Source organism: Bradyrhizobium sp. CCBAU 65884, from assembly GCF_028128835.1.
GTDB lineage: Bacteria > Pseudomonadota > Alphaproteobacteria > Rhizobiales > Xanthobacteraceae > Bradyrhizobium > Bradyrhizobium ottawaense.
Window position 1 is genome coordinate 47,538 of record NZ_LBJU01000097.1, and the last position, 24,956, is coordinate 72,493.

General features: G+C 64.8%; 23 protein-coding genes. 15 read left to right on the forward strand and 8 right to left on the reverse strand.

Translation table 11 applies throughout. From position 1 onward, the window contains the following. The first annotated feature begins 323 nt into the window (after positions 1-323). A complete protein-coding gene (locus tag XI03_RS08785) occupies positions 324-1,172 on the forward strand; it encodes a Crp/Fnr family transcriptional regulator (protein WP_271591889.1) in 849 nt (282 codons plus the stop codon). Positions 1,173-1,176: 4 nt separating this feature from the next. Here the strand turns inward: XI03_RS08785 and XI03_RS08790 are convergent, their stop codons facing one another. Further along, positions 1,177-2,058, reverse strand: a complete 882-nt coding sequence (locus XI03_RS08790; RefSeq protein ID WP_028139259.1) for an HpcH/HpaI aldolase/citrate lyase family protein — start codon at positions 2,056-2,058, stop codon at positions 1,177-1,179. A 169-nt stretch (positions 2,059-2,227) separates the two neighbouring features. On the opposite strand from XI03_RS08790, the gene XI03_RS08795 reads away from it, so the two are divergent. Continuing rightward, positions 2,228-2,872 carry a carbonic anhydrase gene (locus XI03_RS08795; protein ID WP_271591890.1) on the forward strand — a complete coding sequence of 215 codons (645 nt, stop codon included), beginning with the start codon at positions 2,228-2,230 and terminating at the stop codon, positions 2,870-2,872. A 203-nt stretch (positions 2,873-3,075) separates the two neighbouring features. Here XI03_RS08795 and XI03_RS08800 read toward each other — a convergent pair whose 3' ends face one another. After that, positions 3,076-4,110 (reverse strand): aspartate-semialdehyde dehydrogenase, encoded by a 1,035-nt coding sequence (locus XI03_RS08800; protein WP_028139261.1) that lies wholly within the window; start codon positions 4,108-4,110, stop codon positions 3,076-3,078. A gap of 116 nt (positions 4,111-4,226) precedes the next feature. Here XI03_RS08800 and XI03_RS08805 point away from each other — a divergent pair, with 116 nt between their 5' ends. Further along, complete coding sequence (locus XI03_RS08805) at positions 4,227-5,021, forward strand: hypothetical protein (RefSeq protein ID WP_271591891.1); 795 nt, start codon at positions 4,227-4,229, stop codon at positions 5,019-5,021. 156 nt (positions 5,022-5,177) lie between these two features. Next, positions 5,178-5,555: a hypothetical protein gene (locus XI03_RS08810; protein WP_028139263.1), complete on the forward strand. Its 378-nt coding sequence runs from the start codon at positions 5,178-5,180 to the stop codon at positions 5,553-5,555. 195 nt (positions 5,556-5,750) lie between these two features. Here XI03_RS08810 and leuB read toward each other — a convergent pair whose 3' ends face one another. Further along, positions 5,751-6,863 (reverse strand): 3-isopropylmalate dehydrogenase, encoded by a 1,113-nt coding sequence (leuB, locus tag XI03_RS08815; protein ID WP_038949833.1) that lies wholly within the window; start codon positions 6,861-6,863, stop codon positions 5,751-5,753. 238 nt (positions 6,864-7,101) lie between these two features. Here leuB and XI03_RS08820 point away from each other — a divergent pair, with 238 nt between their 5' ends. Beyond that, entirely contained in the window at positions 7,102-8,292 is a 1,191-nt protein-coding gene (locus XI03_RS08820; protein WP_271591892.1) for a YbfB/YjiJ family MFS transporter, read from the forward strand. Between the two features lie 109 nt (positions 8,293-8,401). Here the strand turns inward: XI03_RS08820 and XI03_RS08825 are convergent, their stop codons facing one another. From XI03_RS08825 to XI03_RS08840, 4 genes are all read right to left on the reverse strand, one after another. After that, positions 8,402-9,184, reverse strand: a complete 783-nt coding sequence (locus XI03_RS08825) for a molybdopterin-binding protein (RefSeq protein WP_038949832.1) — start codon at positions 9,182-9,184, stop codon at positions 8,402-8,404. Positions 9,185-9,194: 10 nt separating this feature from the next. Continuing rightward, a complete protein-coding gene (locus XI03_RS08830) occupies positions 9,195-9,824 on the reverse strand; it encodes a cytochrome b/b6 domain-containing protein (RefSeq protein WP_028139267.1) in 630 nt (209 codons plus the stop codon). A 183-nt stretch (positions 9,825-10,007) separates the two neighbouring features. Next, complete coding sequence (locus XI03_RS08835) at positions 10,008-10,562, reverse strand: fasciclin domain-containing protein (RefSeq protein WP_028139268.1); 555 nt, start codon at positions 10,560-10,562, stop codon at positions 10,008-10,010. A gap of 387 nt (positions 10,563-10,949) precedes the next feature. Continuing rightward, positions 10,950-11,711 (reverse strand): SDR family oxidoreductase, encoded by a 762-nt coding sequence (locus tag XI03_RS08840; protein ID WP_028139269.1) that lies wholly within the window; start codon positions 11,709-11,711, stop codon positions 10,950-10,952. Between the two features lie 85 nt (positions 11,712-11,796). Here XI03_RS08840 and XI03_RS08845 point away from each other — a divergent pair, with 85 nt between their 5' ends. Then, positions 11,797-13,326, forward strand: a complete 1,530-nt coding sequence (locus tag XI03_RS08845; RefSeq protein WP_271591893.1) for a malonate--CoA ligase — start codon at positions 11,797-11,799, stop codon at positions 13,324-13,326. A gap of 153 nt (positions 13,327-13,479) precedes the next feature. Here the strand turns inward: XI03_RS08845 and XI03_RS08850 are convergent, their stop codons facing one another. Next, the gene (locus XI03_RS08850) at positions 13,480-14,340 is read right to left on the reverse strand and encodes a sulfite exporter TauE/SafE family protein (protein ID WP_271591894.1); all 861 of its coding nucleotides are present in this window, start codon (positions 14,338-14,340) and stop codon (positions 13,480-13,482) included. 519 nt (positions 14,341-14,859) lie between these two features. Between XI03_RS08850 and sdhC the strand changes: the two genes are divergently transcribed. From sdhC to XI03_RS08895, 9 genes are all read left to right on the forward strand, one after another. Beyond that, positions 14,860-15,258 (forward strand): succinate dehydrogenase, cytochrome b556 subunit, encoded by a 399-nt coding sequence (gene sdhC, locus XI03_RS08855; RefSeq protein WP_018318928.1) that lies wholly within the window; start codon positions 14,860-14,862, stop codon positions 15,256-15,258. Further along, positions 15,255-15,659 (forward strand): succinate dehydrogenase, hydrophobic membrane anchor protein, encoded by a 405-nt coding sequence (gene sdhD, locus XI03_RS08860; RefSeq protein ID WP_018318929.1) that lies wholly within the window; start codon positions 15,255-15,257, stop codon positions 15,657-15,659. Before sdhC ends, sdhD begins: the two co-directional genes overlap by 4 nt. Before the next feature lie 3 nt (positions 15,660-15,662). Continuing rightward, the gene (gene sdhA, locus XI03_RS08865; protein ID WP_028139273.1) at positions 15,663-17,513 is read left to right on the forward strand and encodes a succinate dehydrogenase flavoprotein subunit; all 1,851 of its coding nucleotides are present in this window, start codon (positions 15,663-15,665) and stop codon (positions 17,511-17,513) included. Between the two features lie 107 nt (positions 17,514-17,620). After that, positions 17,621-18,403: a succinate dehydrogenase iron-sulfur subunit gene (locus XI03_RS08870; RefSeq protein WP_028139274.1), complete on the forward strand. Its 783-nt coding sequence runs from the start codon at positions 17,621-17,623 to the stop codon at positions 18,401-18,403. Positions 18,404-18,591: 188 nt separating this feature from the next. Continuing rightward, complete coding sequence (locus XI03_RS08875; protein WP_271591895.1) at positions 18,592-20,775, forward strand: hybrid sensor histidine kinase/response regulator; 2,184 nt, start codon at positions 18,592-18,594, stop codon at positions 20,773-20,775. A gap of 54 nt (positions 20,776-20,829) precedes the next feature. Beyond that, the gene (locus tag XI03_RS08880; RefSeq protein ID WP_271591896.1) at positions 20,830-22,785 is read left to right on the forward strand and encodes an ABC transporter ATP-binding protein/permease; all 1,956 of its coding nucleotides are present in this window, start codon (positions 20,830-20,832) and stop codon (positions 22,783-22,785) included. A gap of 274 nt (positions 22,786-23,059) precedes the next feature. After that, a complete protein-coding gene (locus tag XI03_RS08885; protein ID WP_271591897.1) occupies positions 23,060-23,884 on the forward strand; it encodes an FkbM family methyltransferase in 825 nt (274 codons plus the stop codon). A 20-nt stretch (positions 23,885-23,904) separates the two neighbouring features. Then, positions 23,905-24,291 carry a VOC family protein gene (locus XI03_RS08890; protein WP_018318935.1) on the forward strand — a complete coding sequence of 129 codons (387 nt, stop codon included), beginning with the start codon at positions 23,905-23,907 and terminating at the stop codon, positions 24,289-24,291. Between the two features lie 84 nt (positions 24,292-24,375). Further along, positions 24,376-24,618, forward strand: coding sequence for a hypothetical protein (locus XI03_RS08895; protein WP_271591898.1), 243 nt, complete (start codon positions 24,376-24,378; stop codon positions 24,616-24,618). The last annotated feature ends 338 nt before the right edge of the window (positions 24,619-24,956 follow it).

The following is a 24,956-nucleotide window of genomic DNA, read 5'->3' on the forward strand; positions in this document are numbered from 1 at the left end:
GAAGATTTCGCTCGCCGCACACTCATCAATCCCTACCTTGGGATCGGCGCAAGGATGTCCGCTGTACCCGGGGGTATAGCAGATCTCCCCAGAGGTCCGCGCCGGGACAAGGTTAAACTCGCGCGCTGCTGCAACCATCACTGGTCGATCAGCACGTGGTGCACCTCGCCGAGCGGCAAAAGATCGCGAATAGTATGATGTATGCAAGATCCCGTTTGCGCGAGGAGGATGCCGACAAGGTCTCCGCAATTATCCGTGCTTGATCTCGACGAATGGCTCTGTTTGGATAGTTTCCCTTCGGGCAATTCGTATTTCGGATAATCATGGCAAATGAAGTAGATCGATCCCGTCGTTCATTGGGTGCCCGTTCACAAGAAAGCATCGTGACCGTCCACCGCGCGGGCATCGGGAATCGGCTACTGGCGGCGTTGCCGCCGGCGGATCTCGGCTTGCTCACGCCCTACTTCCAGAAAGTCTCGTTCGAACCCGATGCCGTCCTGGTGCGGTCGGGCGATGAGCTCGACCCGGTTTATTTTCCCCATAGCGGCGCAATCGCCTTCATGCTCGATATGCCGGACGGGCAAACGGTCGCAACCACCTTGATGGGACGGGAAGGCGCTTTGGCCTCGTTCTCCGTGCTCGGCCCGTCGCTTTCATCCGTGACCGCGGTTACTCGCATAGCCGGCACAGCATCGCTGATTTCCGCCGCCAAATTTCGCGCCGCCTTTGCGCAAAGCACAGCCATCAGGAACGTGGTGCAGGTCCACGCCCGCGCGGTGTTATTGCAGCTCCAGCACGTAGCCGCTTGCAACGCGCTGCACCGGGTGGATGGCCGCATGGCGCGGTGGCTCCTGCAGCTTCACGACCGCGTGCCCGATGACCGGCTTCCGGTGACGCAGGAGGCGCTTGCGCAGCTGCTTGGGGTGCGACGGACGACAGTAACCCTGACGATGAGCAAGCTACGCGAGGCCGGCGCGGTCCCGTCCGACGGGCGCGGGTTTGTAGAGATCGATCGGGCGCGGCTCGAGAAGGTCGCATGCGATTGTTATGCGCTCATGCAGCGCAACATCGATCGGATGTATTGCGAGGAATTGGCCGCACCGTCCTCTGCTCTTGGCGAACAGAAGATGGCCGTTTGTCGCGGAAAAGCGGATATCGCTTTTTCGAGTTGACGCTTCAGCCCTTGCTCATCGCCGCAATGGCATCCGCGATTGCGATCGTGCGCCGGGCCATGTCGGCGTGCAGCCGCTCCACCATCGCGCCGTCCAAGCGGATCGCGCCGCGCGAGACGTTCTCCGGCAGCTCGAACGCCGCGATGATTTTTCGTGCGCGCGCGACTTCCTCTTCGGGCGGCGTGAAGATCGCGTTGCAGGCGTCGATCTGCGAGGGGTGGATCAGCGTCTTGCCGTCGAAGCCGAGATCGCGGCCCTGCGCGCATTCGGTGGCAAAGCCGTCGGAATTGGCGATGTCGCTGTAGGGGCCGTCGAGGATTTCGAGGCCGTGGGCGCGCGTCGCCAGGATGCAGTGCGTGATCATCGGGATCATCGCGGCGCGGCCGGGCAGCATCTTGATGCGCGTTTCGCGTGAGATGTCGTTCGGGCCGAACACGAAGCCGGAGAGGCGCCGCGATTGATCGCGCCCGGCCTCGGCCAGCTCCTCCGCGTGCAGCACGGCGCGCGCGGTCTCGATCATGGCCCAGACCTTCACCGTCGGCGCCGCGCCAAGCTCGGTAAGACGGAGGCCGATCGTATCGAGATCTTCGATACTTGAAACTTTTGGAACCAGGATGCCGTCGGGCGAGGCCTTGGCGGCCATGGCGAGATCGTCGGCCCACCAGGGCGTGTCGAGACCGTTGGTCCGGATCAGGATCTCGCGCTTGCCGAACCCCTTGGCCGCGATGGCCGCCGCGATTCCATCGCGCGCCACCGCCTTGGCGTCGGGAGCGACGGAATCTTCCAGATCGAGGATCAGGCCGTCGGCGGCGAGATTGCGCGCCTTTTCCAGCGCGCGGGGGTTGGAGCCGGGCATGAACAGATGGCTGCGGCGCGGGCGGGTCATGCAAGTGTTCCTTCCGGTTTCCTCAGGCGGTTGTAGAGCACGATCCGGAAAACTGTGCGGCGATTTTCCGGCAAGGATCATGCTCAAGCAAACAGCCACAGGCGATAACATCTGGCCTGCCTATTCGAAAGGCTTGTTCGCCTCGGCGGTATATGTTTAGGCATAGGCCATGACCGCATTCCCAGAGCATTTGCTGGAAGGCTACAGGGCCTTCGCCACCCAGCGGCTGCCGACCGAGCAGACCCGCTACCGCGACCTGTCGGTGAAGGGGCAGTCGCCGGAAGTAATGGTGATCGGCTGCTGCGACAGCCGCGTCTCGCCCGAGGTGATCTTCGACGTCGGCCCGGGCGAATTGTTCGTGGTCCGCAACATCGCCAATCTGGTGCCGGTGTATCAGCCCGACGGCAACGCGCATGGCGTCTCGGCCGCGCTGGAATATGCGGTGACGGTGCTGAAGGTGAAACACATCGTGGTGCTCGGCCACGCCCAATGCGGCGGCATCCGCGCCTTCGTCGACAAGCTCGAGCCGCTGACGCCCGGCGACTTCATCGGCAAATGGATGCAGATGTTCATCAAGCCGGGTGAAGTGGTCGAGCAACGTGACCATGAGAGCATGGCGCAATTCGTCGAGCGCATCGAGAAGGCCGCGGTGTTCCGCAGCCTGGAAAACCTGATGACGTTCCCGTTCGTGCAGAAGGCGGTCGATGCCGGCCAGATGCAGACCCACGGCGCCTATTTCGGCGTCGCGGAGGGATCGCTGTTCGTGCTGGACAAGGCGAGCAAGGAATTCAAGAACGCGCGTAGCGTGGCGTAGGGCGAGATTTCGTCAGCTGCCGCGTCAAACGAGATCGTCGTCCCGGACAAGCGCAAGCGCAGATCCGGGACCCATACGCCGCAGCAATAATTTTGCGAAGACCCGGAGTTACCAGCTTCGCGCCAAACCACTTCCTGTGGTTATGGGTCCCGGATCTGCGCGCGCTTGTTGCGCGCTTGTCCGGGACGACAGGAGAGAGTTCGTCAGGCCGCCTTCTTCTTCGCGCTGATCAGCTTGCGGTTGATCAGCACTTCCGCGATCTGGATCGCGTTGAGGGCTGCGCCCTTGCGGAGGTTGTCGGACACGCACCACAGCACGAGACCGTTCTCCACCGTCGCGTCCTCGCGGATGCGGCTGATGTAAGTCGCGTCCTCGCCGGCCGCTTCGTAAGGCGTGGCGTAGCCGCCGGGCTCCTGCTTGTCGATGACGAGGCAGCCGGGCGCCGTGCGCAGGATGTTGCGCGCTTCGTCCGCGCTGATCGGATTCTCGAACTCGATGTTGACGGCCTCGGAGTGGCCGACGAACACGGGCACGCGCACACAAGTAGCGGAGAGCTTGATCTTGGGATCAAGAATCTTCTTGGTCTCCGCCATCATCTTCCATTCTTCCTTGGTGTAGCCGTCCTCCATGAAGACGTCGATGTGGGGGATGACGTTGAAGGCGATGCGCTTGGGGAACTTCTTCGCGACCAGCTCGTCATTGGTGTAGACGGCCTTGGTCTGCGAGAACAGCTCGTCCATCCCGTCCTTGCCGGCGCCCGACACCGATTGATAGGTCGAGACCACGACGCGCTTGATGGTCGCCTTGTCGTGCAGCGGCTTGAGCGCGACCACGAGCTGCGCGGTCGAGCAGTTCGGGTTGGCGATGATGTTCTTCTTCTTGAAGCCTTCGGTCGCAGCCGCATTCACCTCCGGCACGATCAGCGGCACGTCCGGATCCATGCGCCAGGCCGAGGAATTGTCGATCACGACGGCGCCGGCGGCGCCGATCTTCGGCGACCATTCCTTCGACACCTCGCCGCCCGCCGACATCAGGCAGATGTCGACATCGGAGAAATCAAAGTGCTCGAGCGCCTTGCACTTCAGGGTGCGGTCGCCATAGGAGACCTCGACGCCGATGCTGCGGCGCGACGCCAGCGCCACGACCTCGTCCGCGGGGAATTTGCGCTCATCGAGGATGTTGAGCATTTCCCGTCCGACATTGCCGGTCGCGCCGACGACTGCGACTTTGTAACCCATCGTTCACTCTCCGATGAAAAAGCCCGTTCCTGAAGCTGACGCTTAAACAGGAAGAGCAGCGCTTCTATGCGAGAACCGGCCTCAAGACAACGTTGGACCATGCCTTAGGGACGTGGATGAAGTCGCCTGAGGCCAGCACGGCCGCAATCTCCACCCGGACCCATCTCTATCTGACGCTGGCAGCCTTCGCCGACGAGGTGGTCGGCACGCTGGCGCGCCTGATCGCCTATGTGGGGGCGCTCGCTCTGTTTGCCATCCTCGCCCTCGCGGCGCTGGGTCAGCTGCCCGAGCTGCGCGGCGATGATCCCGCAGACAAGCCGGGCTGGAGCACGGCCGACCGATCGCACCCGGCTTTCGCCCTTAGCCGGATCGATTCATCTGAAAAAACAGCCTCTTACGCCATCTTTCGGCATCCCGAAGGCGGCCGCAAAGACGTGATGCGCTGGGCGAGCGCGGCGGGCCAGCCGCTGGCCGAGCTCGAAATCTATCGGGAAGGCGGCGAGTTCGATGTGGCCCGTCCTGTAGCGACGGACCTCGCCGTCCAGATGGGTCTCGGGGCGGCCACCCCGCTCGAGCAAGCCGGCCTGATCGAGACGAAATTCGGCCCCGTCGCGCTGTTCCGGCCGATCGGCGCGGACAAGGGGACGCTGGCCTGCCTCGGCTACCTCAAGCGCAACGAGGAGCCAGGCTTGCAGATCTCCGGCTTCTCCTGCCAGGGCGACACAATGCCCGCCCGGCGTGCGGCGATCGCCTGCACGCTGAACCGGCTAACGCTGCTGACCTCCGGCAACGAGCCGAAGCTGGCGGAATTGTTCGCCCGTGCCGAGCTGAAGCGCCGTGCTTGCGACCTCGCGGGCTCGCCGGACTGGCTGCTGGGCGCCGCCAACGCGCAATTGCGCGGGGCGCTTTGACCGGCATCAAGCTCAAGTGGCTGGTATTGATGCAACTTTTGCCAGCGCGCACGATTATTCCGAGCTGGTGTGACCCAATAGACCTAGTTGCGCTCACCCCGGCCGGGCTAGTATGGGGTGAAATCGACTGGCGGTGCGCCGCCTGAAGGGGACGTGATGAGCTGGAAATTCTCTGCCAAACTGGCGACCTTGTTTGCGGCGGGCGCTGTGATTGCCCTGTCCCTTGCGACGCCGGCCTCGGCTGACAACAAGACCAAGCGCTATGACGAGCGCGGCCGCCACTATTACGGCCCGAGCGGCCCCAACGCCGTCTACCAGCAGGGCCGCACCCGCATCTATGTCAGCAAGCGCTCCTGGCTCGACGGCGGCACCGAGGTCAATCCGGGCGACCGCAAGTTCTCCGACTACGCCTTCCCACCGGCGGTTGGCTATCCGTCCTTCGCCCGCGAGAATCTCAACCGCCCGATCGACCGCCAGCCGCTCTCGCCGCCGCAGGACGTCGGCGGCTATCCGCAGAATTTCCCGCTGTACTGAGCGGTAGGCACCGAATCAAAATGGCCGGGCTCACGCCCGGCCATTTTGTTTTGGAAGGTGCCGTAGGGTGGATTAGCCGAAGGCGTAATCCACCACTGCTTGTCTCCGCGGAGACGAAAGAGGTGGGTTACGCCAAGCGGTCTGCGCTTCGCGCAGTCCACATGGCTAACCCACCCTACGAGAGCTGTGCCCGCCTTACGCGTGCAGCTTCTGCAATTCCTTCAGGATCGCTTCGCCCATCTGCGTCGTCGAGGCGGCCGTGGTGCCCTCCGACTTGATGTCGGCGGTGCGCAGGCCGCTGGCAAGCACCGCGGCGATCGCGGCGTCGACCTTGTCGGCGAGCGCGCCCATGTCGAAGGAGTAGCGCAGCGCCATGCCGAACGACGAGATCATCGCAATCGGATTGGCGAGGCCCTGGCCTGCGATATCGGGCGCCGAACCGTGCACGGGCTCGTACAGCGCCTTGCGCTTCTTGCTCTTCACATCGACCTCACCGAGCGAAGCCGAAGGCAGCATGCCGAGCGAGCCCGTCAGCATCGCCGCGATGTCGGACAGCATGTCGCCGAACAGATTGTCGGTGACGATGACGTCGAACTGCTTCGGCCATTTCACCAGCATCATGCCGCCGGAATCGGCGAGCTGGTGCTCGAGCGTGACATCAGGGTATTCGCGCTTGTGGACCTGGGTCATGACCTCGTTCCAGAGCACGCCCGACTTCATGACGTTGCGCTTCTCCATCGACGTCACCTTGTTCTTGCGCTTCCTGGCAAGCTCGAAGGCGACGCGGCCGATGCGCTCGATCTCATAGGTGTCGTAGACCTGGGTATCGACGGCGCGCTTCTGGCCGTTGCCGAGGTCGGTGATGGTCTTGGGCTCGCCGAAATAGACGCCGCCGGTGAGCTCGCGCACGATCATGATGTCGAGGCCTTCGACGGCCTCGCGCTTCAGGCTGGAGGCTTCCGCCAGCGCCGGGTAGCACACGGCGGGACGCAGGTTGGCGAACAAGGCCAGATCCTTGCGCAGGCGCAGCAGGCCGGCTTCCGGGCGCACCTCGTAGGGCACCGCGTCCCACTTCGGGCCGCCGACCGCGCCGAAGATGATGGCATCGGCGGCAAGCGCCTTGGCCATGTCGCCCTCGGAGATCGACACCTTGTGCGCGTCATAGGCGGAGCCGCCGACAAGGCCGGTATCCGTCTCGAACTTGGCGATCCCGGCCGAATTGAGCCAGTCGATCAGCCGCTTCACCTCGCCCATCACCTCGGGGCCGATACCGTCGCCGGGAAGCAGCAGCAGTTTGTGGGTCGCCATGGTCGTTTCCTTCTCGATCCTCTCTCGTCATTCCGGGACGCGCCTCTTGGCGCGGGCCCGGAATCCATAACCACCAGCCGGGGTTATGGATTCCGGGCTCGCCCGCTTCGCGTGCGCCCCGGAATGACGGCCGGCCGGAGTGCTAGAGCGGCGTTGCGCTCTTGGCAAGACACCATTGCCGGGGTGCGGCTGTGCAAGGCGGACGGAGCCTGCCACACTGGGTAGGCCGGAGAACCGCTTGCACGCTCCTGACCGCGTCCTGCCCTACGCGCATCCCGCGCGGCTGATCCTGACCCTGTCGCTGGCGGCCACCGTCGGGCTCGGCATCGGCCGCTTTGCCTATGCGCTGGTGCTGCCCGACATGCGGGAGACCCTCGGCTGGTCCTATTCGGCCGCCGGATTCATGAACACCATCAACGCCGTCGGCTATCTCGTGGGCGCGCTGGTGGGGTCGCGCCTCATCCAGCGCGTCGGCTGGGCGGCCGCGATCCGCGGCGGAACCCTGGCCTGCGTCGCCGCGCTCGCCATTTGCGCGCTGACGGGGAATTTCGTCGCGCTGAGCCTGGCGCGCCTCGTGCTGGGTCTCGGCGCCGCGGCCGGCTTCGTCGCCGGCGGCGCGCTCGCTGCGACCATCGCCCAGTCGCGCCCGGAGCGGGCCAATTTCCTGCTCAGCCTGTTCTATGCCGGTCCCGGCATCGGCATTCTGTCCTCGGGGCTGATCGCTCCGTTCACGCTGCAATATTTCGGGCCGGGCTCGTGGTGGATGGTGTGGTGGGCGCTGACACTGCTCTCGGCCGCGATGACCGCGCCGCTGTTCCTGATCCGCATCGAAAGCGGGGCGCGTTTCTCGGAAGGCAGCCACGCCGCCTTCGCGATTCGTCCTGTGCTGATCTACCTCGCGGGCTACTTCCTGTTCGGCGCCGGCTACATCGCCTACATGACGTTCATGATCGCCTATGTGCGCGACGGCGGCGGCGGGGCCGCAGCGCAGGCGGCGTTCTGGGGCCTGATCGGCCTGTCCGCCTTCGTCACACCCTGGGCCTGGCGCGGCGTGCTGGCGCTCGACCGCGGCGGATTGGCCACCGCCATCATCCTCGGCACCAACGCGCTGGGTGCGGCCCTGCCGATGCTCGGGCATTCGCCGGCGTGGCTCGCGGTCTCCGCGGTGGTGTTCGGCGTCGCTTTCTTCGCCGTGGTCGGCTCGACCACCGCCTTCGTGCGCTTCAACTATCCGCCGGCGATGTGGCCGACCGCGATCGCGGCGATGACGATCTCGTTCGGCGTCGGGCAAACGCTGGGGCCGATCGTGGTCGGCGCCATCACGGACGCGCTGGGGAGTTTGAGCTACGCGCTGAATGTATCGGCGGCGCTGCTGGCGTTGGGGGCGGCCGCGGCGCTGTGTCAGCGGAAAGTGGGGCCAGCCAGGTAGACGGTGCCGTAGGGTGAGCAAAGGCGCAAGAGCGCCGTGCCCACGGTTTTATTCATGATGGATGGAATGGTGGGCACGCTTGCGCTTTGCCCACACTACGGCAGCGCGCCTAGCTCCCACTAAACGAATTATACCCCTGGTCTTCCCAATAGCCACCCTTGTAGTCGTTGGTGACTTCCATCGAAACCACGTATTTCGGGTTCTTGAAGCCGAGTTTTGTCGGCACGCGGATCTTCATGGGGAAGCCGTAGGCTCGCGGCAGGATTTCATTCGCGTATTTGAACGTCATCTGGGTCTGCGGATGCAGCGCGCTGCGCATGTCCAAGGGCGAATTGTAGCCGTCCTTGTCGGCGCACTGGAACCAGACGTATTTCGCGCTTGTGTCGGCGCCGATCAGCTTGAGGAAATCGCGCAAAGGCGTGCCGGTCCAGCTGCCGATCGCGCTCCAGCCCTCGACGCAGATGTGGCGGGTGATTTGCGTGACCTGCGGCAACTTGTAGAGCTCGTCCAGCGTCCAGGACTTCTTATTGTCGACGAGGCCGCGGACCTCGAGCTTCCAGTCGGCGCCAGCGACGTCGGGCGCGTCGTCGAGATCGTAATAGGCGTTGAACGGGAACGGCTTCGTGATCGCGCTCTCGGGGAAGGTCGGCGCCAGTGCGTCGGGGTTGAAGATGAAGGCCTGCACGGCATCGTTGAATTTCGAGACCTGCTTCAGCATCTCCTCGGCCGAGGACGAGTCGATCACATCGCAGCCGGTGAGCAGCGTCAGCGCGCCGAGGCTGGCGCCGCCCGCGATGAAGCGGCGGCGCGTGACGTCGGGCATGGTCTTGATGGAGTCCTTGATCAAGAGCCGCTTGTCGACGCCGGGGATCAGGAATGAACGCTTGGCCATGCTCTCCTCCTCAGCGGCCGATGATCATGGCGCGCAGGCTCTTCGGCACGAGCAGCGCGAGCAGGACGTGAACGACGAGGAACGCGCAGATCGCGGCCATGCAGAAGAAATGGATGTAGCGCGCGGTCGGGTAGTCGCCGAACAGCGCGACGAGATAATAGAGCTGCACGGGCTTCCACATCCCTAAGCCCGTGAGCACGATCAGCACGCCGACCACGATGATGCCGGCATAGAGCAGGCGCTGCACGTAATTGTAGACGGTGAGGTCGTCATGGCCGAGCTTGAAGGTCAGCGCTGCCCTGACGTCATGGAGCACGCCTGACGGGGTGATCGGAAACAGTTTCTTGCGGAAACGGCCGGTGGCGAAGCCCGTGACGAGATAGGCGAGGCCGTTGATCATCAACAGCCACATCGCTGCAAAGTGCCAAAGCAGGCCGCCGCCGAGCCATCCGCCGAGCGTGTACTCGCGCGGAAAACTGAAGCCGAACAGCGGCGAGGCGTTGTAGATCTGCCAGCCCGACAGGATCATCAGGATCATGGCGAGGGCATTGACCCAGTGCATGATGCGGACCCAGGCCGGCTGGATCACTTTGGCCGGGGCGGCGCTGACCTGCTCGTCGGTGACTGTGAGGCTCGACATGGTGGTTCCGTCCTGAACGTCGTGTGACACCGATTATACGCCGATGCGCCCGCTTTCGTTACGCCCTGTCCGCCATCGAATCGATAGCGTCGGGCTATGGCGGTCACAATAAAGCGAGCCGGGTGCCCCCGGCTCGCCGTTTCGTCGCATCCTGCTTGCGGGATGAAACAGGAGGCCGCGGTGTTACGTCGCCGGCATCAGCACGGTGTCGACCACATGGATGACGCCGTTGGACTGGTTGACGTTGGAGATCGTGACCATCGAGGTGCCGCCCTTGGCATCGACGATCCAGGTCTTGCCGTCCATCTTCTTGACCGTCAGCTCCTCGCCTTCGGCGGTCTTCAGCTTCTTGCCCTCGGTGAGGTCGGAGGCCTCGAGCTTGCCGGGCACGACATGGTAGGTGAGGATCTTGGTCAGCGTCGCCTTGTTCTCGGGCTTGACCAGATTGTCGACGGTGCCGGCCGGCAGCTTGCCGAAGGCGGCGTTGGTCGGGGCAAACACCGTGAACGGACCCTTGCCTTCCAGCGTCGGCACCAGGCCGGCCGCCTTCACCGCCGCGACCAGCGTGGTGTGGTCCTTCGAGTTGACCGCGTTCTGGACGATGTTCTTGGACGGGAACATCGCGGCACCGCCGACCATGACGGTCTTCTCCTCGGCGCGGACAGGCGCGACGACGGTCGCGGTGATGGCCAGGGCGCTGAAGGCGGCGGCGGCGAGATAGGCAATGCGCTTCGACATGGAAAGTCTCCCGATTGAATTGTAACCGGCGATGGCCGGTTTTGCGTTGGGGCAACAACGGCGGCTGCGACCTGTTGGCGTGAAGCAGCAGCGCCGTCGTTGGACCGAACTACGGGAGGGTTCGCCGTGCGGTTTCGGAGAAAAATTCTTTGTGATGCGTGAAACTATGTGGGGGGACGTTCGTGTGATGCACGAACGATCCGCCCACTCCGCTGTCGTCCCGGACAAGCGAAGCGCCGATCCGGGACCCATAGCCACAGGGAGTGGTTTGGCGAAGACTCGGAGTTACCGTCTCGCGCGACGTCTTCTCCCTGTGGTTATGGGTCCCGGGTTCGCGACGTTGTCGCGCCCCGGGACGACAGCGGGGATTGACGCGCGCGCTGCGCCTCAATCCCTGTTGTTCGGCGTCTGAATGAATCCGCGATTATGCGTCGGGCTGATCAGCACCTCGTTGATGCAGACCCTGGCCGGCATGCTCGCGATGAAGGCGATGGTGCGGCCGAGATCTTCGGATTGCAGCATCCTGGCCTGCTCGTCCTCGCTCGGCACCACCGGGCGCAGCTTGAGGATCGGCGTCGCCACCTCGCCCGGCATCAGGCAGCAGGCGCGCAGGCCGTTGACGCATTCGTCCATGTTGAAGGAATGGGTCAGTGCCAGCACCGCATGCTTGGTCGTGGTGTAGGCCGGGCCCGGCATCTTCGAGACGTGGCGGCCGGCCCAGGACGAGACGTTGATGATCGCGCCATCCTGCTGCTTGCGCATCGTCGGCAGCACCGCGCGCATGCAATAGAGCACGCCGTTGAGATTGACCTGGACCAACTTGTCCCAGCCCTCCAGTTCCATGTCCTTCCAGCTGCGCTTGGGAACATTGATGCCGGCGTTATTGACCAGGAGGTCGATGCGGCCGTGCCTGGCGACGATCTGATCGGCGGCTTTCTGGGCTTCCGCAGCGTTGGCCACGTCCAGCGCGATGGCCTCGGCCGCCCCGCCCGCCTTGGCGATTTTGGCAACCACGGTATCCAGGGCGTCCTTGCGCCGGCCCGAGACCACCACGGTCCAACCGTCGGCCGCCAGCGCCTCGGCGCCGGCCTCGCCGATCCCACTGCCGCCGCCCGTGACCCAGGCCACGCGTTTCCCAGCTTTCGTCATGCAAACTGTCTCCGTTGCTTCATTGGGGCGGTTTTTGCTAATCCAGCCCTCGGTTTGACCGGCCTTCGCCGGCGAGGAATGTTGCATGAACCCAGCTGCCAACGCCAACCTGTTCTCCCGCCTGTTCGACGGCCTGGACGATCCGAAGCGCCTCGCGATCGAGACGCATGACGGCGGCCATATCAGCTATGGCGAGCTGATCGCGCGGGCGGGGCAGATGGCGAATGTGCTGGTCGCGCGCGGCGTGAAGCCGGGCGACCGCGTCGCGGTGCAGGTCGAGAAATCCGTCGCCAATATCGTGCTGTATCTCGGCACGGTACGGGCCGGCGCGGTCTATCTTCCGCTCAACACCGCCTATACGCTGAACGAGCTCGACTACTTCATCGGCGATGCCGAGCCGTCGCTGGTGGTCTGCGATCCCTCCAAGGCCGAAGGCCTCGCCCCGATCGCCGCCAAGGTGAAGGCCGGGGTCGAGACGCTCGGAGCTGACGGCAAGGGCTCGCTGACCGAGGCCGCCGACAAGGCGAGCAGCGAATTCACGACTGTCGCGCGGGCGAACGACGATCTCGCTGCCATCCTCTACACCTCGGGCACCACGGGCCGCTCCAAGGGCGCGATGCTGACGCATGATAATCTGGCGTCGAACTCGCTCTCGCTCGTCGGCTACTGGCGCTTCACCGACAAGGACGTGCTGATCCACGCGCTGCCGATCTATCATACGCACGGCCTGTTCGTGGCGACCAACGTGACACTGTTCGCCCGGGCGTCGATGATCTTCCTGCCGAAGCTCGATCCGGATTTGATGATCAAGCTGATGGCGCGCGCCACGGTGTTGATGGGCGTGCCGACTTTCTACACGCGCCTCCTGCAGAATTCTGCGCTGTCGCGCGACACCACGAAGCACATGCGGCTGTTCATCTCGGGCTCGGCGCCGCTGCTGGCGGAGACCCATCGCGAATGGTCGGCGCGGACGGGGCACGCCGTGCTCGAGCGCTACGGCATGACCGAGACCAACATGAACACGTCGAACCCCTATGACGGCGAGCGCGTGCCCGGCGCGGTCGGCTTCCCGCTCCCCGGCGTCTCCGTGCGCGTCACCGAACCCGAGACGGGCAAGGAGCTGCCGCGCGAGGAGATCGGCATGATCGAGGTCAAGGGACCGAACGTCTTCAAGGGCTATTGGCGCATGCCGGAGAAGACCAAGTCCGAATTCCGCGACGACGGCTTCTTCATCACCGGCGACCTCGGCAAGATCGACGGCAAGGGATACGTCCACATCCTCGGCCGCGGCAAGGATCTCGTGATCTCCGGCGGCTTCAACGTCTATCCGAAAGAGATCGAGAGCGAGATTGACGCCATGCCCGGCGTGATCGAATCCGCCGTGATCGGCGTGCCGCATGCCGATTTCGGCGAGGGCGTCACGGCGGTGCTGGTCTGCAACAAGGGCGCCGACGTCACTGAAGCCGCCGTGCTGAACGCGCTCGACGGACGGATCGCAAAGTTCAAGATGCCCAAGCGCGTCTTCGTGGTCGACGAGCTGCCGCGCAACACCATGGGCAAAGTGCAGAAGAACATCTTGCGGGATACGTACAAGGATATCTACGCGAAGAAATAGGGCTGGCGTTCGCCGTCCTTGCGGATGAAGCCGTAGGGTGGGTTAGCCGAAGGCGTAACCCACCTCTTTGCGTTCCGCGGCGGCAGAAGCGGTGGGTTACGCTTCGCTAACCCACCCTACGACGCTGCGCTCGAATGACGGTGGACGCGGCGACTACAGCCCGCCCACCAGACTCATCACGAACCGGCTGCCCACGATCAACAGATAACACCCGAACGCGACCTCCAGCGTTCGCTTCGACATCGCATGCGCGGCTCTCACGCCGAGCGGCGCGGTGACGAGGCTCATCGGCATCACGAGCACGGCGCCGATCAGCGAGACGTAACCGAGCGCGAACGGGATCTGCAGCGCTGCGACGGCCGGATAGTTCGCCGCCGCCGGCCAGCCCGCATAGATGTAGCCGAGCGCGCCGGGGATCGAGATCAGCACCGCGAGTGCGGATGATGTCGCGACCGCCTGATGGATGGGACGGCCGTAGAACGTCATCAAGAGGTTCGAGAACAGGCCGCCACCGATGCCCATCAGGGTCGAGAGAATGCCGACGCAGAAGCCGTAGGCGCGCATCAGCGGGCCCTTCGGCAGATCGTCGCCCAACTTCCAGCCTTCGCGCGCGAAGATGAGGCGCGCCGCCGCGGAATAGGCGACGCAGACGAACACGATCTTGAACAGCCGCTCCGGCGCATAGCGCGCGATGACGCTGCCGGCGACGACGCCGATCACGATCGGCAGCCACCAGACCCTGACGATAGCCATGTCGACAGCGCCGCGCTTGTAATGCGCCTGGAACGAACGGATCGAGGTCGGGATGATCACCGCGAGCGAGGTGCCGATGCAGAGCGGCATGCGCACCTCCAGCGGCACGCCGGCGATACGGAAGCATTCGTAGAACACTGGCACGAGAATGGCGCCGCCGCCGATGCCGAACACGCCGGCCAAAAATCCCGAAAGCGCCCCGGTTGCGATCAGCAACAGTGCGAGCTCGACGATGTCCTTGATATCAAGACCTGCAATCACCCCTGACCTGCCCCGGCGACTGGTCGCAACCTCTTCGGACGTCGGTCGGAGACGGCTGCGGTCCCAGCTTTAGGCGATCCGGGTTGCCCGGTCGACGCACCGGACGTCCCGGCTGGGGTGGAATGCGGGCTGCGCATATCCGCGGTTTTCAGCGAAGCCGGGCCAGCGTGCGGCCAGCCGAGTCGCCCTGGGCCCTGGGGAGGCGGCTACGGCCGACACCGACCGATTGGTGCGAGCGGAGAGCAGCGGACGTTGGGTTAGAGGCGTTCCAATAGCGATTTCAATGCGCCTCGCGCAGGCTACGAAGCAATGAATTTGAGTTCTCAGTTTGGTTGGCGGACCGATGCTCTGGTATACCAAGCCCCTGATTGGCCTTGCTTCATCAAGGCTCTAGAGCTGAACCATCGTTCGATTTATGGCAATTTGGAGATTGCACAGGCCAAATCGACTCCGTAAATAGAGCCGACCTTTCCGATCCCCGCGCGCCCCCTGCTGGGCCGCCATAAAACATCAAAGCCCATGACCGCACGGATCGAACGACCCCTCTCGCCGCACATGCAAGTGTACCGCTGGACGCTGACGATGGCTCTGTCCATCATCCATCGCGCCACCGGGATTGCCCTCTATTTCGGAACCCTGCTGCTGGTCTGGTGGCTGGTTGCCGCGGCTTCCGGCCCGGCCGCTTACGCGCACGTCCAGGCCTTCGCCGGCAGCATCATCGGGCGGCTGATCGTGTTCGGATACACTTGGGCGCTGATGCACCATATGCTCAGCGGCATCCGGCATTTCGTGTGGGACCTCGGCTACGGCTTCAAGGCCAATGAGCGGGAAGCGCTGACCTGGGGTGCCCTGATCGGCGGCATCGCGCTGACGGTGCTGATCTGGATCATCGCCTATGCGAACGGAGGTGGACGATGAGCGCATCCGATACGCCGAAGCGCAGCCTGCGGACCCCGCTCGGCCGCGTCCGCAATCTCGGCGCCGCGCATTCCGGCACATCCGATTTCTGGCGACAGCGCATCACCGGCGTCGCCATGACGCTGCTGATGATCCCGGCGCTGGTGATCATCGTGATGCTGCTCGGCCGCAACCAGGTCTACGCTGCGCAGACCCTGAGCTCCATTCCCGTCGCGGTGATCCTGCTCCTCTTCATCTTCGCCAGCGCCTGGCACATGAAGATCGGCATGCAGGTGGTGATCGAGGACTACGTCCATAACGAGAAGCTGAAGCTCGTCTCGATCATGCTCAACAATTTCTTCTCGGTCGCCGTGGCGCTCGCCTCGACCTACGCGATCCTGAAACTGTCCTCCGGAGTGTAACCCATGGCTACGGGAACATCGGCCACCACAACGAATGGCACGGGCAACGGCGCTCCCGCCACCAACGGCAAAGCCTATCCGATCGAAGACCACACCTATGACGTCGTCGTGGTCGGCGCCGGCGGCGCGGGCCTGCGCGCCGTGGTCGGCTGCAGCGAAGCCGGCCTGCGCACGGCCTGCATCACCAAGGTGTTTCCGACCCGTTCGCACACGGTGGCGGCGCAGGGCGGCATCTCCGCCTCGCTCGGCAACATGCACAAGGACGACTGGCGCTGGCACATGTACGACACCGTGAAGGGGTCGGACTGGCTCGGCGACCAGGACGCGATCGAATACATGGTGCGCAACGCGCCCGAGGCGGTCTACGAACTCGAGCATTGGGGCGTGCCGTTCTCGCGCACCGAGGACGGCAAGATCTACCAGCGTCCGTTCGGCGGCATGACCATGGACTACGGCAAGGGCCAGGCGCAGCGCACCTGCGCCGCCGCCGACCGCACCGGCCACGCCATGCTGCACACGATGTACGGCCAGTCGCTGCGCCACGCGGCCGAGTTCTTCATTGAGTTCTTCGCCATCGACCTGATCATGGACGATCAGGGCACCTGCCGCGGCGTCATCGCGCTCAAGCTCGACGACGGCACGCTGCACCGCTTCCGCGCCCAGACCGTGATCCTCGCGACCGGCGGCTATGGCCGCGCCTATGCCTCCTGCACCTCGGCCCACACCTGCACCGGTGACGGCGGCGGCATGGTGCTGCGCGCCGGCTTGCCGATGCAGGACATGGAGTTCGTGCAGTTCCACCCGACCGGCATCTACGGCTCGGGCTGTCTCGTCACCGAGGGCGCGCGCGGCGAAGGCGGCTATCTCGTCAACTCCGAGGGCGAGCGCTTCATGGAGCGCTACGCGCCGTCGGCCAAGGATCTCGCTTCGCGCGACGTCGTCTCGCGCGCGATGACCATCGAGATCCGCGAGGGCCGCGGCGTCGGCAAGAAGAAGGACCACATCTTCCTGCATCTGGACCATCTCGATCCCGCGGTGCTGGCCGAGCGGCTGCCGGGCATCTCCGAATCCGCAAAGATCTTCGCCAATGTCGACGTGACGCGCGAGCCGATCCCGATCGTGCCGACGGTGCACTACAACATGGGCGGCATCCCCACCAACTATCACGGCGAAGTCCTGACCAAGAAGGACGGCGACGACAACGCCATCATCCCCGGCCTGATGGCGATCGGTGAGGCCGCCTGCGTCTCCGTGCACGGCGCCAACCGCCTCGGCTCCAACTCGCTGATCGACCTCGTCGTGTTCGGCCGCGCCGCAGCGCTCCGCCTCGCCGAGAAGCTGACGCCCAATGCCAAGCAGCCGGAGCTGCCGGCGAACTCGTCCGAGCTCGCGCTCGGCCGCCTCGACCATTACCGCTACGCCTCCGGCGGCACGCCGACCGCAAAGCTGCGCGAAGGCATGCAGCACGTGATGCAGAGCAATTGCGCGGTGTTCCGCACCGGCGAAGTCCTGAGCGAGGGCCAGAACTTGATCGAGAAAGTCCATAGCGGCATCACCGACATCGCCGTGTCCGACCGCTCGCTGGTGTGGAATTCGGACCTCGTCGAGACGCTCGAATTCGACAATCTGATCTCGCAGGCGGTGGTGACGATGAACTCGGCCGCCAATCGCACCGAGAGCCGCGGCGCGCATGCGCGCGAGGACTTCTCCGAGCGCGACGACAAGAACTGGATGAAGCACACGCTGGCCTGGCTGGACGATGCCGGCAAGGTCAAGATCGAGTACCGCCCGGTTCACGACTACACCATGACCAACGACGTGCAGTACATCCCGCCGAAAGCGCGTGTGTACTGAGCGAACATTAGCCGTCATTCCGGGATGGTCCGAAGGACCAGACCCGGAATCTCGAGATTCCGGGTTCGATGCTGCGCATCGCCCCGGAATGACGAAAGGTTAGAGCAATGGTTGAATTCGCACTTCCGAAGAACTCCAAGATTTCCGGCGGCAAGACCTGGCCGAAGCCCGCGGGCGCGACCGAGACCCGCGAGTTTCGCGTGTACCGCTGGAATCCGGACGACGGCAAGAATCCGAGCGTCGACACCTACTACGTCGACACCAATGATTGCGGTCCGATGGTGCTGGACGGCCTGATCTGGATCAAGAATCACATCGACCCGTCGCTGACCTTCCGCCGCTCCTGCCGCGAAGGCGTCTGCGGCTCCTGCGCCATGAACATCGACGGCCAGAACACGCTGGCCTGCACCCGCTCGATGCACGACGTGAAGGACGGCGCGGTGAAGATCAATCCGCTGCCGCACCAGCCGGTGGTGAAGGACCTCGTCCCCGACCTCACCAACTTCTACGCCCAGTACGCATCGGTCGAGCCGTGGCTGAAGACCACCTCGCCGACGCCGCAGAAGGAATGGCGCCAGACCCACGAGGATCGCGAGAAGCTCGACGGCCTCTACGAGTGCATCCTGTGCGCCTGCTGCTCGACCTCGTGCCCGAGCTATTGGTGGAACAGCGAACGTTATCTCGGTCCCGCCGCGCTGCTCCAGGCCAATCGCTGGGTGTCCGATTCGCGCGACGAGGCGACCGGCGAGCGGCTCGACAATCTCGAGGATCCGTTCCGCCTCTACCGCTGCCACACCATCATGAATTGCGCCAAGGCCTGCCCGAAGGGACTGAACCCGGCCGAAGCCATCGCCGAGCTGAAGCTCAAGATGGTCGAGCGCCAGATCTAAAGGCGCGGTTCATGCTTCGTGTCCCGGCCAGTCCGGCCGGGACATTCCGAGATCGCGGTCAATTCGAGTAGAATTTTCTCCGACCCGCTGTGCGCGTAAGTTCCACGCGCACAACCAGCGGTTCCGGCACAAGTTGCTTCCTTCCCCGCGCGAGATTCAGTTAAGCTCCCGTCAGGGACGGAGCGACTGTGCAGAGGGCGCAACGCAATTCGCTAAGGCTGTTGCAGTGGATGATGGCGGCATCCCTGGCGCTGCCGGTTGCGCTGTTCGTCATCACCTCCGCGATCTCCTACACCTCGACCAGGGACATTGCCGACCGGGAGATCGAGCGCACGCTCGATGTCGTGCATGAGCACGCGCTCAAGGTGTTCGAGACCATCGATCGCAGCCTGGCCGAGCTCAACGAGGTCGTGCGCGGCCTTCCCGACGACGTCATCCGCGCGCGCGAGCCGGCGCTACACCGCCGCCTGAGGCGGCTGACCGATTCGCTGCCGCAACTCAAATCGGCCTGGATCTTCGACGCGGACGGCAAAGCGCTGGTCAACAGCCTCGCCTCGCCGCCGCCGGAGCTCCGCTTTGCAGACCGCGACTATTTCTACGCTCACGTCGACCAGACCATCGGCAGCTTCATCGGCACGGCCCTGACGCCCCGTCCGCCCTATCAGGGCGCGCGCTTCTTCGGGGTGAGCCGCCGCCGCGACCCCGACGACGGCAGCTTCATCGGCGTGATCCAGGCCTCCGTCCTGCCCGAATATTTCGAGAGTTTTTATGCGCGGATCGGTTCCGATGCCGGCAGCTTCTTCACGATGGGACGCACGGACGGCGTGCTGTTGGCGCATTTCCCGCGGCTCGACCGCGACCTTCGGCTGGATCCGACCGGACCGGTCGGCCGGGAAATCGCGGCCCACCCTGAGCACGGCCTCATCACGGTCGCCTGGCCGTCGGACGGGATCGAGCGCCGCATTGGCTACCGGCGCGTCGCCGAATATCCGATCTATGTCAGCGCCGGGCTCGAGACCTCGGCGATCCGCGCGCGCTGGCTCGCCACAATGGGCCAGCATCTGGTGTTCGGCATTCCCGCCACCGCACTCCTGTTTCTGCTGTTGGCGCTGGCGTTGCGGCGCACGCAGCACCTTCAGGCCGAAGCCGCCAAGCGGCGTGAGGCCGAGGAGGCACTCAAGCACAGCCAGCGCCTGGAGGCGCTCGGACAGCTTACCGGCGGCGTCGCGCATGATTTCAACAATCTGCTGACGGTGATCCGCGCCTCGGTCGACCTGTTGAACCGGCCGCAACTGACGGAGGAGCGGCGGCAGCGCTACATCACGGCCATTGCGGACGCGGTGGCGCGCGCGGCCAAGCTGACCTCGCAGTTGCTCGCCTTTGCGCGGCGTCAGACCCTGAAGCCGGAGGTGTTCGACGTCGGCGAGCGGATGCAGGCGCTGCACGACATGCTGGCGCCACTGCTGGGGCCGGCCATCGAGATCACCATGCGCCTGCCCACCGAGCCCTGCCTCGTCCATGCCGATGCCGGCCAGTTCGAGACGGCGCTGATCAACATGGCGACCAACGCGCGCGATGCCATGCAGGGCAAGGGCAGGATCGTTTTCACCGTCGAGGCCGCGACGACCGTTCCGGACACGCTGGCCCACGCCCCAGGCAGCCAGAACTTGGTAAGCCAAAGCTTGGGAAACCAGAACTTGGGAAACCGCGGCTTCATCAGCGTGACCGTCAGCGACACCGGCATCGGCATTCCTGCCGCCCGACTCGAGCGCATCTTCGAGCCGTTCTTCACCACCAAGCAGGTCGGCCACGGCACCGGCCTCGGCCTGTCCCAGGTGTTCGGCTTCGCCCGGCAATCCGGCGGCGAGGTAACGGTTACGAGCGAGGTCGGGCACGGCAGCACCTTTGCGCTCTACCTGCCGCGCGTGCCGCCGGATCTGCTGCCGCAGCGGCAGGCGCCGAACACGGCGCCGGCGGTAGCCGGCAGCGGCATGTCGGTGCTGCTGGTCGAGGACAATATCGAGCTGGCCAATTTCGCCGCCGACGGCCTCACCGAGCTCGGCTACAGCATCACCTTGGTCGACAACGCAACCGATGCGCTCGCCGAGCTCGTCATGGACGCGGATCGTTTCGATGTCGTGTTCACGGACGTGGTGATGCCAGGGATGACCGGGCTCGATCTGGCGCAGGCGATCCGCGACCGCGGCATCGACGTGCCGGTCGTGCTGACCACGGGCTACAGCCAGGCCCTGTCGCAAGAGGGCGTGACCGGTTTCGAGCTCGTGCAAAAGCCCTATTCCATCGAGGAATTGTCGCGCGTTCTCCACCGGGCGGCCCGGATCCGGCGCGTCCGGGACGGCGCGGCCGAGTGAGGTTGCCGTGCGGAACTTGAGGGAACCGATTGATTTCCTTCGCGTTGTCCGCTCATGCAAAAGCCGGCCGCCAAGCGCGAACAGGGCCCCAAACCGCCCATCGTCGGGATCAAGGGCGAGAATGGCGACGAGGTCGCCGCGCCACCGCCGGAATTGCTCGAGCCTGACCCGGAGCTAACGCCCGAGGAAGCCGAGCAGGCCCGCAAGGATTATCTGCTGACGCGGTTCTGGATCAGCGCGCGCGGCTTCTGGGGACGCAACGGCGATCGCCTCGCCTGGCCGTTCTCGCTCGGCCTCGGTGCGCTGATCGTCCTGACCGTCGGCTTCCAGTACGGCATCAATGTCTGGAACCGGGCGATCTTCGACGCGATCGAGAAACGCGATGCGACCGCCGTCTTCCATCTCACCGCGTTGTTCTTCCCGCTTGCGATCGGCAGCATCGTTCTCGGCGTCATCCAGGTGTTCACGCGCATGGGCATCCAGCGGCGCTGGCGGGCCTGGTTGACTGCGAGCGTGCTGACGCGGTGGCTCAAGAACGGGCGCTATTACCAGCTCAACCTCGTCCGCGGCGACCACGAGAATCCGGAATACCGGATCGCGGAGGATCTGCGCATCGCGACCGATTCGCCGGTCGATTTCCTCGCGGGCGTCACCTCGGCACTACTCTCGGCCGCGACCTTCATCATCGTGCTCTGGACCATCGGCGGCGCGCTCACCGTCACGCTCGGCGGCACGAGCATCACCATTCCCGGCTTCCTCGTGATCGCCGCGATGCTCTATGCCGCGATCGCGTCCGGCTCGATCCTGGTGATCGGCCGTCAGTTCGTCCAGGTCTCCGAGGACAAGAACCAGGCCGAGGCCGATTTCCGCTATACGCTGACGCGCGTGCGCGAGCACGGCGAGAGCATCGCGCTGCTCGGCGGCGAGGAGGAAGAGCGCGACGGCATCGACCGCAATTTCACGAGCGTGCTCAGGCAATGGGCGCGGCTCGCCGGCCAACACATGCGCACCACGCTGGTGTCGCAGGGATCGAGCCTGGTTGCGCCCGTCGTGCCGCTTTTGCTTTGCGCGCCAAAATTCCTCGACGGCAGCATGACGCTGGGACAGGTGATGCAGGCAGCCTCCGCCTTCACCATCGTGCAGAGCGCGTTCGGCTGGCTGGTCGACAATTATCCGCGGCTCGCCGACTGGAATGCCTGCGCGCGCCGCATCGCCTCGTTGATGATGTCGCTCGACGGCCTCGAACGCGCCGAGCAAGGCGATGGCCTCGGCCGCATCAAGCGCGGCGAGACGCGCAACGACGCCATGCTGGAGCTGAACGACCTCTCGGTCACGCTCGACGACGGCACGGCCGTGGTCGGCGAGACCGAGGTGGTGATCGAGCCCGGCGAACGGCTGCTGGTCGCCGGCGAATCCGGCACCGGCAAGAGCACGCTGGTGCGCGCGATCGCAGGCCTCTGGCCCTGGGGCGGCGGCAGCGTCAATTTCCATGCCGACCGGCGCCTGTTCATGCTGCCGCAGCGGCCCTACGTGCCTTCCGGATCCTTGCGCCGCGCGGTTGCCTATCCGGGCGCCGCCGACCACTGGACCGTGGAGGAGATCGGCGAAGCCCTGCACAAGGTCGGCCTCGAGCATCTCAAGGAGAAGATCGAGGAAGAGGGCCCGTGGGACCAGACGCTGTCAGGCGGCGAGAAGCAGCGCCTCGCCTTCGCGCGGCTGTTGCTGCACAACCCCGATATCGTCGTGCTGGATGAGGCGACCTCGGCGCTCGACGAGAAGAGCCAGGACAAGATGATGAAGATGGTCACCGACGCGCTGCCGAAGGCGACCATCGTCAGCGTCGCGCATCGTGCCGAGCTGGAAGCCTTCCACAGCCGCAAGATCGTGCTGGAGCGCCGCAAGGGCGGCGCCAAGCTCGTCAGTGACATCGAGCTGATCCCGCGCAAGGGCAAGCGCAGGCTGCTCGGGCGATTTCTGCGGCAGCGCAAAGCCCCGAAGAAGGCGGCGTGAGGAAAGCGGTGTAACGCACTCTCTCCGTCGTCCCGGACAAGCGCAGCTCTAGGTAACGCGAAGCGTTGCCTAGAGCTGCGTGCAGATCCGGGACCCATACCCACAGGGAGGAGTTTGGCGACGACTCGGAGTGGGCATCTCGCGTCAGACTCCTCCCTGGGGTTATGGGTCCCCGCGTTCGCGGGGACGACAGCGAGATTGTGGCTCGCATCGAGCGTTGGAGTCCGCATCAAAACCGGCTATGCATGCGCCGCTTGCAACGAGGACCGCCTGCTTGACGACCGACAACGCCCCTTCGTCCGCGCCGTTCGGCGCGTTTGCGCCCAATGCGGCGCAGGCTGCGATCATTCGCCTCGCACAGCAGTCGGGGCTGAAGCGCGGCGCTTTCCGACCCTGGATGTCGCGGCTGGTCAACCTGCTGCGCGGCGGCCCTGTCGACGTGCGATATCAGGGCGCATCGTTTCGCTTCTATCACCAGGGCAGCGCGACCGAGCGCGGCGCGCTGTTCAATCCCGATTATAATCTCGACGAGCTCGACTTTCTGCGCCAGCACACTCCCGCGGGCGGCGTGTTCGTCGACGTCGGCGCCAATGTCGGCACGTTTGCGCTGGTGATGGCGCGGCAGGTCGGCAGCGGGGGCAAGGTGGTTGCGATCGAGCCGCATCCCATGACGTTCGCGCGGCTCTCGTTCAACCACGCCGCATCGGAGACGCCGCAGGTGCGCCTGGTGCAGGCCGCGGCGGGCGATGAAGACGGCGAGCTGATGATCGAGAGTGGCGGCGGTAACCTTGGCGCCACGCACGTCGTCACCGGCACGGCGAGCGCCGAGGCCATCAAGGTGCCGTCGCTGCGGCTGACACGCATTCTCGACGAGGCCGGCGTCCGCCAAGTCGATTCGCTGAAGATCGACGTCGAGGGTTTTGAGGACCGCGTGCTGATCGGCTTCTTCCGCGATGCGCCGCCCTCGCTATGGCCGCGCGCGGTCGTCATCGAGCATCTGTCACAAAACGAATGGCAGCAGGATTGTATTGCCGACATGGTCGCGCGTGGATTCGCGATCATGCGCAAGACACGAAGCAATACGTTCCTCTCACGCTGACAAGGACGAAGGAGGTTACGATGATCGACCATCTGGGTTTCTCCGTTTCCGACTATGAGCGCGCCAAGGCGTTCTACGCCAAGGCGCTGGCTCCGCTCGGCTACGGCCTGATCATGGAGGTCACGGCGGAGCAGACCGGTCACGCTGCCGCCGCCGGCTTCGGCGCCAACGGCAAGCCGGATTTCTGGATCGGCGGCGAAGGCGCGATGAACAAGCCGGTGCATGTCGCGATCGCGGCCAGGGACCGCGCCACCGTCGACGCGTTCTACAAGGCGGCCATCGCGGCCGGCGGCCGCGACAACGGCCCGCCCGGCATCCGCCCGCATTACCATGCGAACTACTACGGCGCCTTCGTGCTCGACCCTGACGGCCACAACATCGAGGCCGTCTGCCACGCGCCGGAATAAGGCAGACCCAGCGCGACGCGATGAGGGAACATCGGCGCGGCATCATCGTTGTCCTTCCCCGGACAACTGATCCCGATGATGCCGATGCCGATCGAACCGCCCGAGATTCCGCCGGCAACACCGGGGACTCCAGCCGAACCGCCACCCGGCATTCCGCCGGGCAGTCCGCAGCCCGAAATCACGCCGCCGGTGCGCGAACCCGGCTCGCCGCCGCGGCCCGACGAATTGCCGGGCCGCATGCCTGAAGAGATTCCATCGCGCGGGCCGAACGGACCGCTGACGCCGAATCCTGCGACGGACGCAATTCCTCCGCGGGATCGCGCATGAAGTGGCCGATCACATGTGGGGCAATTGCAACCAGCGTCTGAATGCGCAATGAACGTCGCTGGAGTGACGTGATTTCCGTGCAGAAATAAATCGGGCCGCGACCGCATCGCCCGCCACAATCCGGCCTAACGCGTAGCTGTTCATCCCAACACTTCGTCAAAGAACCTTCCGGGGAAGTTCACCACCATGACCAATCTTCGTTTCGTGCTGCTCGCGACGACGGCTCTGACCGCGATGCAATTCGCAAGCTCCGCATCGCAAGCGCAAAGTGCGCCGCCGCTCGTGGTCGCGCAGGCGCAGCCTCAAGACACGGGCCCTGACGGAAAACCGAAGCAGCC